Below are 15,990 nucleotides of genomic sequence, written 5' to 3'. Positions count from 1 at the left end.
GGCGGCGAACTTTAATGACGCCGGGCCTTGTTTTTTGGGTCCGGCTTTCCTCGGCGCCCTGCGGCGCTTCAATGGCCGCTTCGGGTGCACTGCCTGCTGCCTGTCGTTGCTGCGGGTACTTCCACGGGTACTGCCGAACTTCTGATGCTTCAAAATTCCATTGGCAACAGAGGATGTTGCTTTCTGGAAAATGCCCCGCGAAAAGCGGGGCATGGGGTGCTGCGAGATTGCGTTTAACGGGATGCGTGCCCGGCTCAGACGCGCGCCGCGCCGGCCGCGTGCACGCCGATGCCCGCCGCTTCGAGCGCCTTGCGGATGCGTTGCGCGAACGCGAGCGCATGCGGGCCGTCGCCGTGCAGGCAGATGGTCTGCGCGTTCAGCGGCACCCATTCGCCGCTCACGGCCTGCACGCGCTGCTCGCGCACCATCTTCAACGTGCGTTCGAGCACTTCGTCTTCGTCTTCGAGCAGCGCGCCGGGCTCCTTGCGCGGCACGAGCGAGCCGTCCGCGCGATAGCCGCGATCGGCGAACACTTCTTCGATGGCGACAAGGCCGGCGTTGCGCGCAGCCGTCACGAGCCCGCTGTTGGCGAGCGCGAACACGGCCACGGACGGATCGAAGTCATGCACGGCGGAGACGATGGCATCGGCGATCTTCGGGTCGCGCGCGGCCTGGTTGTAGAGCGCGCCGTGCGGCTTCACGTGCGCGATGCGGCCGCCCTCGGCCTGCGCGATCGCCGACAGCGCGCCGAGCTGATACAGCACGCCCGCGTAGATCTCGCCCGCGGGCAAGTCCATTTCCTTGCGGCCGAAGTTTTCCGGGTCGTTGAAACTCGGATGCGCGCCGATCGACACGCCTTTTTCCACCGCCCAGCGCACGCATTCGCGCATCGCGTTGGGTCCGCCTGCATGCCAGCCGCAGGCGATGTTCGCCGAGCTGACGAGGTCGAGCAGCGCCTCGTCGGAGCCGCATCCTTCGCCGAGATCGGCGTTCAAGTCGATTTCCATGATGTTCCTCGTAGGTCTCACACGGCTGCGGACGCGGCGAGCCGCGCGCAGCGTTCTTCATGCATGCCGATTGCGGCATCGATCTGCCGCAGGTACTTGCGTTCTTCGATCAGCGCCTGGCGCGCCTCGTAAGGCGTGGTCGGAATGAAACGGACCGCGCCGTTCAGACGGATCTGCGCGAGCTTCCATAAATCCGCGTGAATCACCGCGCCGATCTTCGGATAGCCGCCCGTGGTCTGGGCGTCGCTCATCAGGATGATCGGCTGGCCGTTCGGCGGCACCTGGATCGTGCCGGGCATCACCGCGTGCGACAGCAGATCGCTTTTGTGCGTGCGCTTCAGTTCGGTTCCCGCCAGCCGGAAGCCCATGCGGTTGCTGTTCGGCGTGACGAGCCACTCGTCATTCCAGAAGGCGTTGTGTGCGTCGGCGGTGAAGCTGTCGTACTCGGGGCCGGGCAGCACGCGGATGGGCGGCGCCCACGCGACGCCCGACGGGTGACGGCCGCGCCGCACCGGCTCGTCGACGAGCACGAACTTGCACCAGGCGGGCGCCTTCACGCCGAACTCGGGCGCGTCGGGCGAAAAGCCGGAGCCCGCACCCGCGCGCGGCGCGCCGACGGGCAGACGGTCGCCGTCGCGCAGCGCACGGCCGCCCAGGCCGCCGAAGCCTGCTTGCAGATCGGTGCTGCGCGAGCCGAGCATCGGCAGCACGTCGACGCCGCCCGCGATGCACACGTAGCCGCGCATGCCGCGCTTCGCCGCGTTCAGCGTCAGTTCCTGGCCGGCCTGCACGGGCAGGCTCCACCACGAATAGACCGGTTTGCCGTCGAGGGTCGCGCCGAACTCGGTGCCCGTGATCGCGACGCGCGTCGGGCGCAAAAAGCGCAACACGGTCGGACCGAAGGTGATTTCGAGCCCGGCGGCATCGGGCCGGTTGCCGACGAGACGATTACCGACTTCGAGCGACAGCCGGTCGAGTGCGCCGCCCATCGCGACGCCGAGATGCCGGAAGCCGTGCCGGCCGAGATCCTGAATGGTGGTCAACAGACCCGCGCGTATCACGTCGATCATGCGTGCAACCCCGCGATGGTGAAGCGGACGCGATCGCCCGGTTGCAGAAGCGTGGGCGTCGAGCGCGACGGGTCGAAGAGCTTCAGCGCCGTGCGGCCGATCAGTTGCCAGCCGCCTGGCGAAGTGGCCGGATAGATGCCCGTCTGCGCGCCACCGATGCCCACCGAGCCGGCCGGCACTTCGAGACGCGGCTCGGCGCGGCGCGGCGTGTGCAGCACGTCCGCGAGCCCGCCCATGTAGGCGAAGCCGGGCTGGAAGCCGAGAAAGAACACGATGTACTCGCCGCCTGCGTGCCGCTCGACGACTTCTTTCACCGAGAGTCCTGTGTGATCGGCGACCGTCTTCAGGTCCGGTCCGAACTCACCACCGTACTGCACGGGGATTTCCACTTCGCGGCCCAGGTCCTGCGCGCTGCCTGGCCGCTCCCACGCGGCCTTGAGCCGGGCCGTCAGATCGTCGGGATCGGCTTCGAGGGGATCGAAGATCACGGTCAGGTTGTTCATGCCGGGCACCACTTCGAACACGTGCGGCCAGTCGCGCGCGGCCTGCGCGGCCGACCACACGCGCCGCTGGCAATCCAGCGTGGCAGGCGGCGGCGCTTCGCAGACCAGTGCGCTATCACCAAACGAAAAGATGCGGGGTTCAGTCATCAATGTCCAGGTTCAAGTAGAGAAGCAGCAGATTCGTCTGACGAAGTCTGCCAATTTCTCACGACAGGGCTAGCCTACATTCTCAATAAAATATCGACAATTTATCAATAAGCGATGTCCCCAGGCTCGCCGGTGGAGGAGGGACGTCGTACACTTCGGTCAACCACCACGCTTCGCTTAGAAAAATCACCATGGCGCGTCATCCGACCAAAATCGTCTCATCGGAACATCTTGTGTCTGAATTTAGTGCGGAGTTATCCGAACTCGAGTACGGACTGATCATGGCGAGCAACGCGTTCAACCGTTGGATGGTCCGGTGCATGGCGGCCGCCGGCGACAAGGACATGACGGCGATCGAAGTGTCGCTGCTGCATCATGTGAGCCACCGCGAGCGTCGCAAGAAGATTGCCGATATCTGTTTCGTGTTGAATATCGAGGACACGCATGTCGCGACTTATGCGCTCAAGAAGCTCGTAGCTAGAGGGTATGTAAAAAGCGAAAAGACCGGCAAGGAAGTGTTTTTTTCTGCTACGCAGGCGGGGCGTGATCTGTGTCTGAAGTACCGTGAGGTAAGGGAGAGTTGTCTGATCGCGACGCTCAAGGAGAGTGGGCTCACTAATGAGCAGATTGGGGAGGCGGCGCAACTGATGCGGAATGCTTCCGGGCTTTATGACACCGCTGCGCGGGCGGCGGCATCTCTGTAAGGGTTTGGGTTTGGGGTTGGGTTTGGGGTTGGTTGTCTGCGACGCTGGGTGGTCTGCTTGTGTTTTTCGCTGGCATCCGCGATTTGTTAGCATGCTTCAAGCGTCGCCCCTGTGCGGGGCGGCACCTACTTTTCTTTGCCGCCGCAAAGAAAAGTAGGCAAAAGAAAGCGGCTCACACCGCCAGTTCTAGTATTTGCCTGAGGGCCCCCAAAGGTTCTTACACGTCACACGGCAACCACGTGACCCACGTTCGTTGCCAGCGCTCTTTCGATGCGCCTCACCCGCTTCACCCTCCCGCGTTACAGCATGCCGCGCCACACAGTCCACCGCCGCCCAGGTGGCAAACTGTGTGTCGGCCCAAGTGCTCCACACGCCTCACTCCGGACCGATAGCGCACGCGCCCCACCCTGTAAGAGCGCCAGGCTATACGCCGCGACAACCTACACACAGTTTGCCACCTGGGAGGCACCTACCATTCGCTGCCGTCTGCCGTTGTACGGGTGCCTGACGCGGGTGATGCGATTGTTCGAAGCGTTGGCAACGGGCAACGAACAATGCGTTACCGTGTGACGTGTGGGGACGTTGGGGGCCCGTGGATAGGAACACGGGCTGGCGGTATGAGCCGCTTTCTTTTGCCTACTTTTCTTTGCGGCGGCAAAGAAAAGTAGGTGCCGCCCCGCACAGGGGCAACGCTAGCAGACCAATAACATCTAGCGGATGCCAGCGAAAAGGCAAATCGCGGATGCCAGCGAAAACGCAAACCAACAACCTACAAGCCACCCCTACCTTTACCTATAGGAAGCAACCTCAGTAACCACAACATCGAGCGGAATATCGTGCGCCTCACGCTGCAGCGTGCCAGCCCGGCACACCTCATACGCGACACCGACGGTCACAGGCACTTTCCCCGCCTCGCGAAACGCGGCGAGCGTCCGATCGTAGTACCCACCGCCATATCCAAGCCGATACCGATCGGCATCAAACCCAACACACGGCACAAACAGCAAATCAGGCGTAATCACGTCACCGGAAGTCGGCTCATGAATGCGATGCGCGCCGACCCGCATGGGCATATCAGCCGACCAGACATGAAACTCCAGCGGCCGATCCCGGCCAGTAATCACCGGAAGGCTCGCGCGCCGCGCACTATCGCCATCGAGCCACGTGGCAATGACAGATCGAATATCGAACTCCCCTGACAAAGGCCAGTACAACCCTACACTTGCGGGCGAATAAACCGATAACACATCCAGCACCCGACGCCTCAGCGCATCATTGCCCGCCGCATCGAGAGCCGCATGCAGACGTGCTTCCAGCAGCGTTGCGCGCAGTTCCTTTTTCGATTTCGCGCCGGGGTTGCATGCTATGCTTGAGTTCAATTCGCGCTCCAGAAACGCTCTAGAAATAACGATGTCCAAACGCCTCTTCCGAGTATATCGCGCGGCCAGTCTGGCGCTCGCCGCGGCGGCACTCGTCGCGTGCAGCACGGCCTCCGCCGTCAAGCCGATCCCGCTTTCCCAACTCACCAACGACGACCAGACTTTCGTGCAATTGCGCGAGGCAGCGCGCAATAACGACGCAGGCCGCGCCGCGCAGCTCGCAGCAATGATTCCGGACTATCCGGCGCCGTCATATCTGGAATATTTCCAGTTGAAGCCGCAGCTGTTCGACGGCTCTGGGCATCCGCGCATCGACGCGCCCGACGCGCCCGTGCTGTCGTTCCTGCAACGCTACGACGGCCAGGCCATCGCTGACCGCATGCGCAACGACTACCTCGTCGTGCTCGGCGCGCGTCACGACTGGAAAAACTTCGACCAGCAATACGCGCGCTTCGTGCTGAACGACGACACGCAGGTCAAGTGTTACGCGCTCGAATCGCGTGCGGCGAAAGGTGAGAACGTCGTCGATGCGGCGCGCGCACTGCTCGTCGATCCGCGCAATTATGGCGACGGCTGTGTCGATCTGATCACGTCGCTGGCGATCAACCAGCAGTTCACCACCGACGACGTCTGGCAGCAAATCCGCCTCGCGTACGAACAGAACCAGACCGGCACGGGCGCCAAGCTCGTCGACGCACTGGGCAACGCCCGTCCTGATCCGACGCTGTTCGACCAGGCCGCGACCACGCCGCCGCTTCTGCTCGCGCGCGGCGTCGGCGCCGATCCGCAATCGCATCAGCTCGCGCTGCTCGCCATCACGCGCATGGCCCGCAACGATCCCGCCATGGCCGCCGCGACCTTCGGTTCCGTCGCACCGTCGCTGACGTCGCCCGAGCGCGCCATCGGCTGGGGCACCATCGCCTATCAGGCGGCCGCCAAGCAGATGCCGGGCGCCGTCGACTGGTACCGGCTGTCGGCGAATGCGCCGCTGTCGAATCCCGCATACGAATGGCGCACGCGCCTCGCGCTGCTCAACGGCGACTGGACGATGGTGCGCTGGTCGGTCGAACAGATGCCGCCAGCGCTGCGCAGCCAGCCCGCGTGGACATACTGGCACGCGCGTGCCTTGAAACAGGCGGGCGACGTCGTCACGGCGAACCAGGAGTTCGAGTCGATCTCGCAGCAGTTCAATTTCTACGGCCAGCTTGCCGCGGAAGAACTCGGCCAGAAGATCGTCGTGCCGCCCAAGACCACGGTCACGGACGCCGAAGTCGAACAGGCGGGGAACACACCGGGCTTCGCGCTTGCTCAGAAGTTCTATCAGCTGAATCTGCGTCTGGAAGGCAACCGCGAATGGAACTGGCCGCTGCGCAGCATGACGGACCGCCAGTTGATCGCCACCGCCGAATACGCGCGCCGTATCGAACTGTATGACCGCGCCGTGAACACGGCCGACCGCACGAAGACCGAGCACGATTTCTCGCTGCGCTACCTGTCGCCGTTCCGCGATATCGTCGAGCGCGACGCCCAGTCGAACGGGCTCGACGTCGAATGGGCATATGGTCTGATCCGCCAGGAGTCGCGCTTCATCATGAACGCGCGCTCGGAAGTCGGCGCGAGCGGCCTGATGCAGCTGATGCCGGGCACCGCGCAACTGGTGGCGAAGAAGATCGGTCTCGGCACGATTTCGCGCGCGCAGATGAACGACATCAACACCAACATCCTGCTCGGCACGAACTATCTGTCGATGATCTACAATGAGTTCGACGGGTCCGCCGTGCTCGCCACGGCAGGTTACAACGCAGGTCCGGGCCGTCCGCGCAACTGGCGCTCAACGTTGCCGCGCGGTGTCGAAGGCGCGATTTTCGCGGAAGCCATTCCGTTCCAGGAAACGCGCGACTACGTGAAGAACGTGCTGTCCAACACGGTCTACTATGCAGCGTTGTTCGAAGGCCGTCCGCAATCGCTGAAGGCGCGTCTGGGTTATATCCAGCCGTTGCAGTAACGATGCGCCTGCCGCCGCCGCGTGACACGTCACGCTCGCGGCGGCGTTCGAACCTCAGCCGTTGCCGCGGCTTCCATCAGGGAGTCGAAAAATGCGACATCAAACCATCGCAGTCGTCGGCGGTTCCGGGTTCATTGGCAGTCATCTCGTCAACGCGCTCGTCGAACTCGGCAAGACGGTACGCATTGCCACCCGCCGCCGCTATAACGCGCGGCATCTCACGCTGCTTCCCATCGACGTGATCGAAACGGATGTGTTCGATCCGATCCAGCTTGCGCGTTTCGTCGAGGGCGCGGATGCCGTCGTCAATCTCGTGGGCGTATTGCACGGTCATCGCGGCGACCCGTATGGGCCCGAGTTCGCCAAAGCCCATGTCGAACTGCCGACGAAGATCGTCTCCGCGTGCGAAGGCAAGGGCGTCCACCGGCTGATTCACATGAGCGCGATCGGCGCCGACCCGCGCGGTCCGAGCATGTATCTGCGCTCGAAGGGCGACGGTGAGCGCGCGGTGCATGCATCGTCGATGCTGGCTTCGACCATCTTTCGTCCGTCCGTCGTGTTCGGTCCCGAAGACGCATTCCTCAACAAGTTCGCGTTCCTGCAGCGCATGTTCCCGGTGATTCCGCTCGCGAAACCCAACGCCCGCTTTCAGCCGATCTTTGTCGGCGATGTCGCCAAGGCGATCGTCAACGTGCTGGATCTCGATGCATCGACGGGCCGCACGTACGAGCTTGGCGGGCCGTCGGTGTACACGCTCGAGGCGCTCGTCGAGTATTGCGGCGACGTGATTGGCAAGCATGCGCGCATCATCCGCTTGCCGGATTCGCTGGCGCGTTTGCAGGCGCTGTCGTTCGAGCTGGCGCCCGGCGAACCCGTGATTTCGCGCGACAATCTCGATTCGATGAAAATCGACGCCGTGCTGAGCGCGCCGCTCGCGCCCGAGCTCGATATCGAACCGGCCAGCATCGAAACGATCGCGCCCGTGTATCTGACGGGTTCGTCGTTCCGCTCGCGCTTCAACGCGTTTCGCGCGAGCGCAGGCCGCTAAACTTTTTATCGTTCATTCCACTTTCTGGCGAAGCATGAAACTCGTTATCGGTGACAAGAACTATTCGTCGTGGTCGATGCGGCCGTGGCTAGTGCTCAAGCATTTCGGCATTGCATTTGAAGAGGTGATGGTTTTGCTGAACGAGCCGCAGACCAAAGCCTCGATTCTCGAGCATTCGCCGTCCGGTAAAGTGCCGTGTCTGATTGCCGACGACGGCGTCACCGTCTGGGATTCGCTCGCGATCTGCGAGACGCTCGCCGAACGCTATCCGCAACATGCAATGTGGCCGCGCGACGCCGTGGCGCGGGGCCGTGCGCGCAGCGTCAGCGCCGAGATGCACTCCGGTTTCGGCGCGCTGCGCAACAACATGTGGATGAACATTCGCGCGTCGTTCCCGGGCAAGGGCGCGACACCGGAAGCCCTGGCCGACATCGAGCGCATCGACACGATATGGCGCGAGTGCCTGGACGCATACGGCGGCCCGTTCCTGTTCGGCGAGTTCACGATTGCCGATGCGATGTATGCGCCCGTCGTAATGCGCTTCAATACCTGGCAACCGAAACTATCGGAAGCGGCGCTTGCCTATTCGCGCCGCGTGACGGCACAGCCCGCGGTCAAGGCGTGGATCGACGAGGCGCTGCAAGAGACACATCGCATCCCCTATCAAGACACCTGCGCATGAATATCTACGCAGTAGGCGGTGCGATCCGCGATGAGCTGCTCGGGATGCCCGTGCAAGACCGCGATTACGTCGTGGTCGGCGCCACGCCAGAGCAGATGGTCGCCAAGGGCTTTCGCCCCGTCGGCAAGGACTTTCCGGTTTTTCTGCATCCCGACACGCATGAGGAATACGCGCTTGCGCGGACCGAACGCAAAACGTCGGCGGGTTATCACGGTTTCCAGTTTTTCTATGCGCCCGATGTGACGCTCGAAGAAGACCTCGCGCGGCGCGATCTCACGGTCAATGCAATGGCGCGCGAAGTCACGCCGGACGGCGAGCTGATCGGTCCCGTGATCGATCCGTTCAACGGGGAGGACGATCTGCAGCACCGCGTGTTCCGGCATGTCAGCGATGCGTTTCTCGAAGACCCGGTGCGCATTCTGCGCGTCGCGCGTTTCTCTGCGCGCTTCACGGATTTCGCTGTCGCGCCCGACACATTGGCGCTGATGCGCAAGATGGTCGAAGCGGGCGAAGTGGATGCGCTCGTACCCGAGCGTGTGTGGCAGGAACTGTCGCGCGGACTGATGGAGAAGAAACCGTCGCGGATGTTCGACGTGCTGCGCGAATGCGGGGCGCTCGGGCGGATTCTGCCGGAGATCGATGCGCTCTACGGCGTGCCGCAGCGCGCCGACTATCACCCGGAAGTGGATACGGGCGTGCACGTGATGATGGTCGTCGATCATGCCGCCGCGCAGAACTATGCGCTCGCGGTGCGGTTCGCCGCGCTGACGCACGATCTCGGCAAGGCGACCACGCCCGAAGACGTATTGCCGCGTCATATCGGCCACGAAGGGCGCAGTGTCGATCTGCTGAAGCCACTGTGCGAACGTCTGCGTGTGCCGAACGAATGCCGCGATCTCGCGCTGCTGGTGGCGCGCGAGCACGGCAATATTCATCGCGTGATGGAGACGAAGGCGGCGGGCATCGTGCGGCTGTTCGAGCGCAGCGACGCGCTACGCAAGCCGGCGCGTTTTGCCGAAGCGTTGCAGGCCTGCGAGGCCGATGCGCGCGGCCGTCTTGGCTTCGAAGCGAAAGCCTATCCGCAGGCGGAGCGTCTGCGCGTGGCTTTGGTCGCTGCGCGTGCCGTCGATGCCGGCGCGGTCGCGAAAGCCTACGAAAGCGATCCGGCGAAGATCAAGGATGCCGTGCATCGCGAGCGTGTTCGGGCGGTCGCGCAGGCGCTGAGCGAAACGGCGCCGGACTGATCGCACGCGGTCACCCGGGACACATGCAACCTACTCACGAAATTCACCGGTTCACGACCGCCCCTGTCTGATGTCCGTCTCCTACGATCGCAATCAAGTTAACCTGTGGCTAAGTTCGCACACGAGAGCCAAGGCGCGCGACTATCTGAATGCCGTCTCTGAGGTGCGCTGGGTGAGCAGCAAAATCCTGGCCGGTCTGGTGCAGGGTAGTCGTTCAAAGCCCTATGACGTGCGAGTGCAATTCTTCGAGCGCAGCGCATCGGACTGGATAGAGGGCCAATGTTCGTGCCCCGTCGGATTCAATTGCAAGCACGTCGCGGCCTTGTTGATCGCCGCCCTTCCGCACCACCAGAAGCTGCCGGCCAGCGGCGTGCGCCCGGAAGTGCTCAAGTGGGTCGAGGGCTTCCGGGTGAAACACGCACCGTCCGCAGCGGGCACCGGCGGAAAGTCCCCGAGATCGACGCAGGTGCTCGCCTACGTGATTTCGGAATCGTTCATGGGATATCCGGCCGTCAGTCTCTACAAGACCCGCACGAATGTGGACGGCTTGATCCAGAAACTCGACGATCCCTGGTATAACGTGGAGAAGGCGCTGGTTCAACCGCCGAAGTTCGTGACCTCGGACGACCTGGCGATCTTGCGCCGGTTGTGGTTGGGCCCTTCGCGCGGCTACGTGGGAACCTACAAGCTCGATGGCGCCGCGGGCGCCGAGACCATGGAAAAGGTCCTCGCGACCGGCCGGGCATTTGTTTCGCTGACCACCCGTATCGTTCAGTCTGGAGAGACTCGCGCGCTGCGTTCCGGCGCATCGCGTCGCGGCCAGATCGAATGGCGCACGCAGGCGGATACGAGCGTGCGCCCCGTACTTCAGACCGAGCCGCCCGCGACGATGCTCATGACGACCACGCAGCCCTGCTGGTATGTCGATGCGCAAACGGGGGAAGCTGGAATCGTTGATGTGCCGTGGCCGGCCGACCAGCTCAGCGAGTATCTGTCGATGCCGCCCGTCACGCCCGAAGAGGCCGTCCTCGTCGGCAAGGTGTTGCGTGAGGTAGCGCCAGATTTGCCACTGCCACCTGCGCATGATCGGGCCGCCCTACGCGTCATCGACGCGACGCCAGTTCCCGTGCTGTCGTTCGATACGCGGCCGACATATGGAAGCGCCTCGTCGTCCAATGCGGTGGATTTCGCGACCGTCAAGTTCGACTACGCGGGCGAAAGCGTCGACGCCTATAGCGACACCACGCTCGTACGCGATTCAAAGGGTGATGCCGTCCAGATCACGCGTCAGCACGACGCCGAAGAGAGGCGCATAAAGGAACTGGGCAAGGTCGGCCTCAAGAAGTTTTCGACCCGGCACGCGTATGGCCCGCGCCCGTTTCCTGAACACATGCTGGCGCCGGAGAACGCCGGCGATTGGCTCGCCTTTGTCACACGCGATCTGCCGACACTGCGCGAGAAGGGCTGGCAGGTGACGATGAGCGATACCTTTCGCTTCAATGTCATCGAGATCGACACCATCGAAGGAGATCTCCGCGAGACCGGCGACGGCTGGTTCGACGTCGAAATGGGTGTCTCCGTCAACGGTCGGACCGTGCGGCTCGAACCTTTGCTGACGGACCTGTTCCGGCGCGATCGAAGATGGCTGCTGGGCCGGCTCGATGAGATCGGCGACGATGAATACGTACAGCTCGTGACCGACCGCAACGAGCGCCTGCATCTACCCGCTGAGCGCCTGAAGCCCGTGGTGCGCGTACTGATCGACCTCTTTGATTTCTTTGGCGAGGGAAAGGTGCGCATCTCGAAATGGGACGCGGCGCGGTTCGACGCACTGGACAAGAGCGGGCGCTGGCAGTTTCACGGCGACGATTCGGTCCGGCAGCTCGCCCAGCGTCTGGTCGCCGGACCCGGCGTGGGCGAAACGCCCGTGCCGCGTGGGCTGCGCGCGGAACTGCGCACTTACCAGCGGCAAGGTCTCAGCTGGATGCAGTTTCTGCGTGAACAAAACCTCGCAGGCGTGCTTGCCGACGACATGGGCCTGGGCAAAACCGTCCAGACGCTGGCCCACATCCTCGCTGAAAAGGAAGCGGGCAGACTCGACCGTCCCGCGCTGATCGTCGTGCCCACCACGCTGATGCATAACTGGACCGAGGAAGCGCGGCGGTTCACGCCGGACCTGCGCGTGCTCGACTTGCACGGGCCGCAGCGTCATGAGCGTTTCGATGAAATCGGCCGCTACGACCTGATCCTCACCACGTATGCGCTGCTGTGGCGCGACCAGGCGGTGCTCGCTCAACACAGCTACCACCTGCTGATCCTGGACGAAGCGCAGTACGTGAAGAACGCCGCCACCAAGGCCGCCGCCACGATTCGCGAACTACAGGCGACGCATCGGCTGTGCCTGACGGGCACGCCGCTCGAGAATCACCTCGGTGAGCTGTGGGCGCAATTCGATTTCCTGCTGCCCGGCTTTCTCGGCACGCGACAGGACTTTACGCGGCGCTGGCGCACGCCGATCGAAAAGGGCGGCGACACGACGCGGCGCGAGCTGCTCGCGCGACGCATCCGCCCGTTCATGCTGCGTCGGCGCAAGGACGAAGTGGCGACCGAGCTGCCGCCGAAAACGACCATCGTTCGCACGATCGAGCTCGAGGGCGCGCAGCGCGACCTCTATGAAACCGTCCGCTCGGCGATGCAGGAAAAAGTCCGGGCAGCCGTCGCCGAGAAGGGGCTTGCACGCAGTCATATCGTCGTACTCGAGGCGCTGCTCAAGCTGCGCCAGGTGTGCTGCGATCCGCGGCTTGTCAAGAACGCTCAGAGCGCGCGCATCCGGGAGTCGGCCAAACTGGAACTCCTGCTGGATATGTTGCCCGAACTGATAGAGGAAGGCCGCCGTATCCTGCTGTTCTCCCAGTTCACAGGCATGCTGGACCTGATCGCTGCTGCACTCGACGAGGCGCAGATTCCGTACGTGATGCTGACGGGCGAGACCACCAACCGGGTCACGCCCGTCAAGCGCTTCACAAAGGGTGAAGTTCCGCTGTTCCTGATCAGCCTGAAGGCGGGCGGCGTCGGCCTGAACCTGACGGCTGCCGATACGGTGATTCACTACGACCCGTGGTGGAACCCCGCCGCCGAGAACCAGGCCACTGATCGCGCACATCGTCTCGGACAGGATCGGCCCGTGTTCGTCTACAAGCTGATCACGGCAGGCAGCGTGGAAGAGAAAATCGTCGCGATGCAGGGGCGGAAGGCGGCGCTGGCAGACGCTATTCTTTCTGAGGATGGTGCGGGCGCCGTCAAGTTCTCCGAAGATGATCTTGCGGCGCTGTTCGAACCCATTCCCGCAGCGGCAACGACTGCTCCTTCAACGAAGCCACGCACAAAAAGGACAACCGCCAAACAGGAAAGGTGACGGCAGCCGGGTCTAAAGCAGCCGCGCAATGATTGACAGCAGCATCGACAGCACCAGCGTCGACATGAACGGAAACGGATACTCCTTCCCGAACAGCCGCAGCGTGACATCACCCGGCATCCTGCCGATGCCGATCTTGCGTAGCCACGGCCAGCACGCCGACAGCACGGCCACCGCGATGAAAGTAGTCAGCAGCCAGCGGATCATCGTGTGTGCCTCGGCTCGGAGCGCTTAGAGCGTGTGGGAGCGGTCGCCGCGCGCGAACGCGTCGAGCGTGCCCTCGATACCGCGCGAAAATGCGATCACCTTGAACAGTTCGCCCATCTCCGCTTCCGACAGCAACTTCTGCACCGCGTTGGCGGCGGGCAGGAAGTTGGGAATATCGGATGGATCGATCGCGCTCAGTGCTTCCGTCACGCCCGCATTCATCAGAAAGCGCGCCTGCGATGTAAAGCCGAGCAGGTCCGCGCCCGCATCGACGCCGGCTTCGGCGATACCGGTGAATTCGACGTGCGCGGTAATGTCCTGCAAGCCGGGGTAGAGAAACGGATCGCCATGCGCGCGGTGCCGGTAGTGGCACATCAGCGTGCCCTGCGCGCGCTGCGCATGATAGAACTCGTGACGCGGAAAGCCGTAGTCGATCAGCAACACCGCGCCGCGCGTGAGCATCGTGCAGATGGTTCGCGTGAAGGCGAGGGCGGCATCGTGCGTTTCCGTCACGTAGTCGTGATCGCCTTCGATGTCCAGATCGCGCAGAAAAGCGGCGTCGTGCGTCGACTGGACGGGGCGGTCCTCGAACTGCAGCGCGCCGTCTTTCATCGTGACGCCGCGCTCGGCCCACGTATCGCCGATGCGCGCGAACAGTCGCACGGGCATCGCGTCGAGCACTTCGTTGCCGACCACGACGCCTTCGAACTGCTCCGGCAGCGCGTCGAGCCAGCGCACGCGCGCGGCCAGCCCGGGCGCTTGCGCTTCGATTGTTTCCCGCTGACGCTCGCGCAATTCTCCAGACAGATCGACGATCGAATACGTGTCGAACTGCGCGCCGAGTTCAGCCAGAGCGTTGAGCAGGCCGGACGCCAGCTTGCCCGTGCCCGCCCCGAACTCCATCACGTGACGCGTGCCGCTCATCTCCAAAGCCTGCGCGACTGGCCGCGCCAGCGTCTGCGCGAACAGCGGCGACAGTTCCGGCGCCGTCACGAAGTCGCTGCCATCCTCCGTGCGGCGGCCGAATTTGACGGAACCGCCGCTGTAATAGCCCAGTCCCGGCGCGTAGAGCGCGCGCTCCATGTAGCGATCGAACGGCATCCAGCCGCCGTTTGCGTCGATCTCCGCGCGAATCTGCGAAACCAGCGCTTCCGACTGCGCGAGCGCGGTCGGGCCGGGAGCAGGTAAACTATCGGGTTGGTGAGCTATCGGATTCATCCCCGTATTGTAAATGACCGCCTCGAACGATACTTTCGCCGCCAGCGGCCGTCCCGGCCGTCCTGCCCGCACCGTGCTCGTCACGGGCGCCGGGCACCGGATCGGCCGTGGACTCGCGCTGGGCTTCGCCGCAGCGGGCTGGGACGTGGCCGTGCATTACGGCTCGTCGAAAGCGAAAGCCGACGAAGTGGTCGCGGAAATCGCCGAACTCGGGCGGCGCGCCGTCGCGCTGAAGGCGGATCTGTCCGTCGAGGCGGAAGTGGAGCGGCTCGTGCCGGATTGCACGGCGGCGCTCGGGCGTCCGTCGTGCATCGTGAACAACGCGTCGCTGTTCGACGAGGACACCGCGCTCGACGTCGGTTACGCCAAGCTGCTGCATCTGACGTCGATCAACGTCGGCGCGCCGCTCGTGCTCGCGCGGATGTTGTATGAGGTCACGCCCGAGGCGGCGCGTCACGACGAGTCGCTGCGCGCGGCCGTCATCAACGTGCTCGACCAGAAGCTCTACAACATGAATCCGGATTACCTGTCGTACACGCTGTCGAAGGCCGCGCTCGGCACGGCGACCGTCGCGCTGGCGCAGGCGCTGGCGCCGAAGGTGCGCGTCGTCGGTCTTGCGCCCGGCCTCACGCTGCAATCCGGCGATCAGACGGCGGAAAGCTTCGCGGCCGCGCACAAGGTGACACCGCTCGGCCATGCGTCGCGCGTCGAAGATCTCGTCGCGGCGGCGCTGTATCTGGCGGATGCGCGTGGCGTCACGGGCACGACGCTGGTTGTCGACGGCGGCCAGCATCTCGTGCCGCTGCCGCGCGATGTGATGTTTTTGACGGGCGCCGACCGCTGACCGACAGTTGATCGAACGTTACGGCCGTTAGACGTTGCGCCCACCGGCGCGCCGCACAGCGCGCCCAATTTGCAACTGCGTGCGCGTTCGCACGCACCCTTTTTGTACTGGAACGAACATGTCTGCCGCTTTGCTTCATCCCCGGCTCGCTGATTGCCGCCGGCTCTTTCTGCGCGATTACGAGGTGCACATCAACATCGGCGTGCATGACTTCGAAAAGCGCGGCGAGCAGCGCGTGGTGATCAACGTCGAACTGTTCGTGCCGCTCGCGCTGTCCACGCCCGTCGAAGACAAGCTGCGCGAAGTCGTCGATTACGACTTCATGCGCTCGACGATCGCGAAACGCGTGAGCCAGGGGCATATCCATCTGCAGGAAACGCTGTGCGACGACCTTGCGAAAGCGCTGCTTGCGCATCCGCAAGTGCGCGCCGTGCGTCTGTCGACGGAAAAGCCCGATGTCTATCCCGACTGCGATGCAGTAGGCGTCGAAGTCTTCCATATCAAAGAGGTCTGAGCG

14 protein-coding genes are annotated in these 15,990 nt (G+C 63.7%); 8 read left to right on the top strand and 6 right to left on the bottom strand.

Annotated elements, in window-relative coordinates:
• Positions 1–254: 254 nt before the first annotated feature.
• From pxpA to pxpB, 3 genes are read right to left on the bottom strand one after another with little or no spacing between them, the layout of a single operon-like run.
• Positions 255–1,007, bottom strand: a complete 753-nt coding sequence (gene pxpA / locus PPGU16_RS15620) for a 5-oxoprolinase subunit PxpA (RefSeq protein ID WP_180720880.1) — start codon at positions 1,005–1,007, stop codon at positions 255–257.
• A gap of 17 nt (positions 1,008–1,024) precedes the next feature.
• The gene (locus PPGU16_RS15615; RefSeq protein WP_180720878.1) at positions 1,025–2,077 is read right to left on the bottom strand and encodes a 5-oxoprolinase subunit C family protein; all 1,053 of its coding nucleotides are present in this window, start codon (positions 2,075–2,077) and stop codon (positions 1,025–1,027) included.
• The gene (pxpB, locus tag PPGU16_RS15610; RefSeq protein WP_180720876.1) at positions 2,074–2,727 is read right to left on the bottom strand and encodes a 5-oxoprolinase subunit PxpB; all 654 of its coding nucleotides are present in this window, start codon (positions 2,725–2,727) and stop codon (positions 2,074–2,076) included. The genes PPGU16_RS15615 and pxpB overlap by 4 nt, the downstream gene beginning before the upstream one ends.
• A gap of 191 nt (positions 2,728–2,918) precedes the next feature.
• Here pxpB and PPGU16_RS15605 point away from each other — a divergent pair, with 191 nt between their 5' ends.
• Positions 2,919–3,431: a winged helix DNA-binding protein gene (locus PPGU16_RS15605; protein WP_180720874.1), complete on the top strand. Its 513-nt coding sequence runs from the start codon at positions 2,919–2,921 to the stop codon at positions 3,429–3,431.
• A 788-nt stretch (positions 3,432–4,219) separates the two neighbouring features.
• On the opposite strand, the gene PPGU16_RS15600 is transcribed toward PPGU16_RS15605, so the two are convergent.
• Positions 4,220–4,810 carry a 5-formyltetrahydrofolate cyclo-ligase gene (locus PPGU16_RS15600; protein WP_180722644.1) on the bottom strand — a complete coding sequence of 197 codons (591 nt, stop codon included), beginning with the start codon at positions 4,808–4,810 and terminating at the stop codon, positions 4,220–4,222.
• 31 nt (positions 4,811–4,841) lie between these two features.
• On the opposite strand from PPGU16_RS15600, the gene PPGU16_RS15595 reads away from it, so the two are divergent.
• From PPGU16_RS15595 to PPGU16_RS15575, 5 genes are all read left to right on the top strand, one after another.
• Entirely contained in the window at positions 4,842–6,815 is a 1,974-nt protein-coding gene (locus tag PPGU16_RS15595) for a lytic transglycosylase domain-containing protein (RefSeq protein ID WP_180720872.1), read from the top strand.
• 91 nt (positions 6,816–6,906) lie between these two features.
• Entirely contained in the window at positions 6,907–7,863 is a 957-nt protein-coding gene (locus PPGU16_RS15590; protein WP_180720870.1) for a complex I NDUFA9 subunit family protein, read from the top strand.
• Positions 7,864–7,897: 34 nt separating this feature from the next.
• Positions 7,898–8,545 (top strand): glutathione S-transferase family protein, encoded by a 648-nt coding sequence (locus tag PPGU16_RS15585; protein WP_180720867.1) that lies wholly within the window; start codon positions 7,898–7,900, stop codon positions 8,543–8,545.
• Positions 8,542–9,789, top strand: coding sequence for a multifunctional CCA addition/repair protein (locus tag PPGU16_RS15580; RefSeq protein ID WP_180720865.1), 1,248 nt, complete (start codon positions 8,542–8,544; stop codon positions 9,787–9,789). Before PPGU16_RS15585 ends, PPGU16_RS15580 begins: the two co-directional genes overlap by 4 nt.
• Before the next feature lie 70 nt (positions 9,790–9,859).
• Entirely contained in the window at positions 9,860–13,204 is a 3,345-nt protein-coding gene (locus PPGU16_RS15575) for a DEAD/DEAH box helicase (protein ID WP_180720863.1), read from the top strand.
• Positions 13,205–13,216: 12 nt separating this feature from the next.
• Here PPGU16_RS15575 and PPGU16_RS15570 read toward each other — a convergent pair whose 3' ends face one another.
• Both PPGU16_RS15570 and PPGU16_RS15565 read right to left on the bottom strand, forming a co-directional pair.
• Complete coding sequence (locus PPGU16_RS15570) at positions 13,217–13,411, bottom strand: DUF2905 domain-containing protein (RefSeq protein ID WP_180720861.1); 195 nt, start codon at positions 13,409–13,411, stop codon at positions 13,217–13,219.
• 24 nt (positions 13,412–13,435) lie between these two features.
• The gene (locus PPGU16_RS15565) at positions 13,436–14,629 is read right to left on the bottom strand and encodes a class I SAM-dependent methyltransferase (protein ID WP_180720859.1); all 1,194 of its coding nucleotides are present in this window, start codon (positions 14,627–14,629) and stop codon (positions 13,436–13,438) included.
• Between the two features lie 13 nt (positions 14,630–14,642).
• Between PPGU16_RS15565 and PPGU16_RS15560 the strand changes: the two genes are divergently transcribed.
• A complete protein-coding gene (locus PPGU16_RS15560) occupies positions 14,643–15,473 on the top strand; it encodes an SDR family oxidoreductase (protein ID WP_180720857.1) in 831 nt (276 codons plus the stop codon).
• 118 nt (positions 15,474–15,591) lie between these two features.
• Positions 15,592–15,987, top strand: a complete 396-nt coding sequence (locus tag PPGU16_RS15555; RefSeq protein WP_180720855.1) for a dihydroneopterin aldolase — start codon at positions 15,592–15,594, stop codon at positions 15,985–15,987.
• Positions 15,988–15,990 lie beyond the last annotated feature (3 nt).

This window comes from Paraburkholderia largidicola, from assembly GCF_013426895.1.
Lineage (GTDB): Bacteria > Pseudomonadota > Gammaproteobacteria > Burkholderiales > Burkholderiaceae > Paraburkholderia > Paraburkholderia largidicola.
Note: the sequence above shows the minus strand (reverse complement) of the source record. Positions and strands in the feature narration are given on the sequence as shown.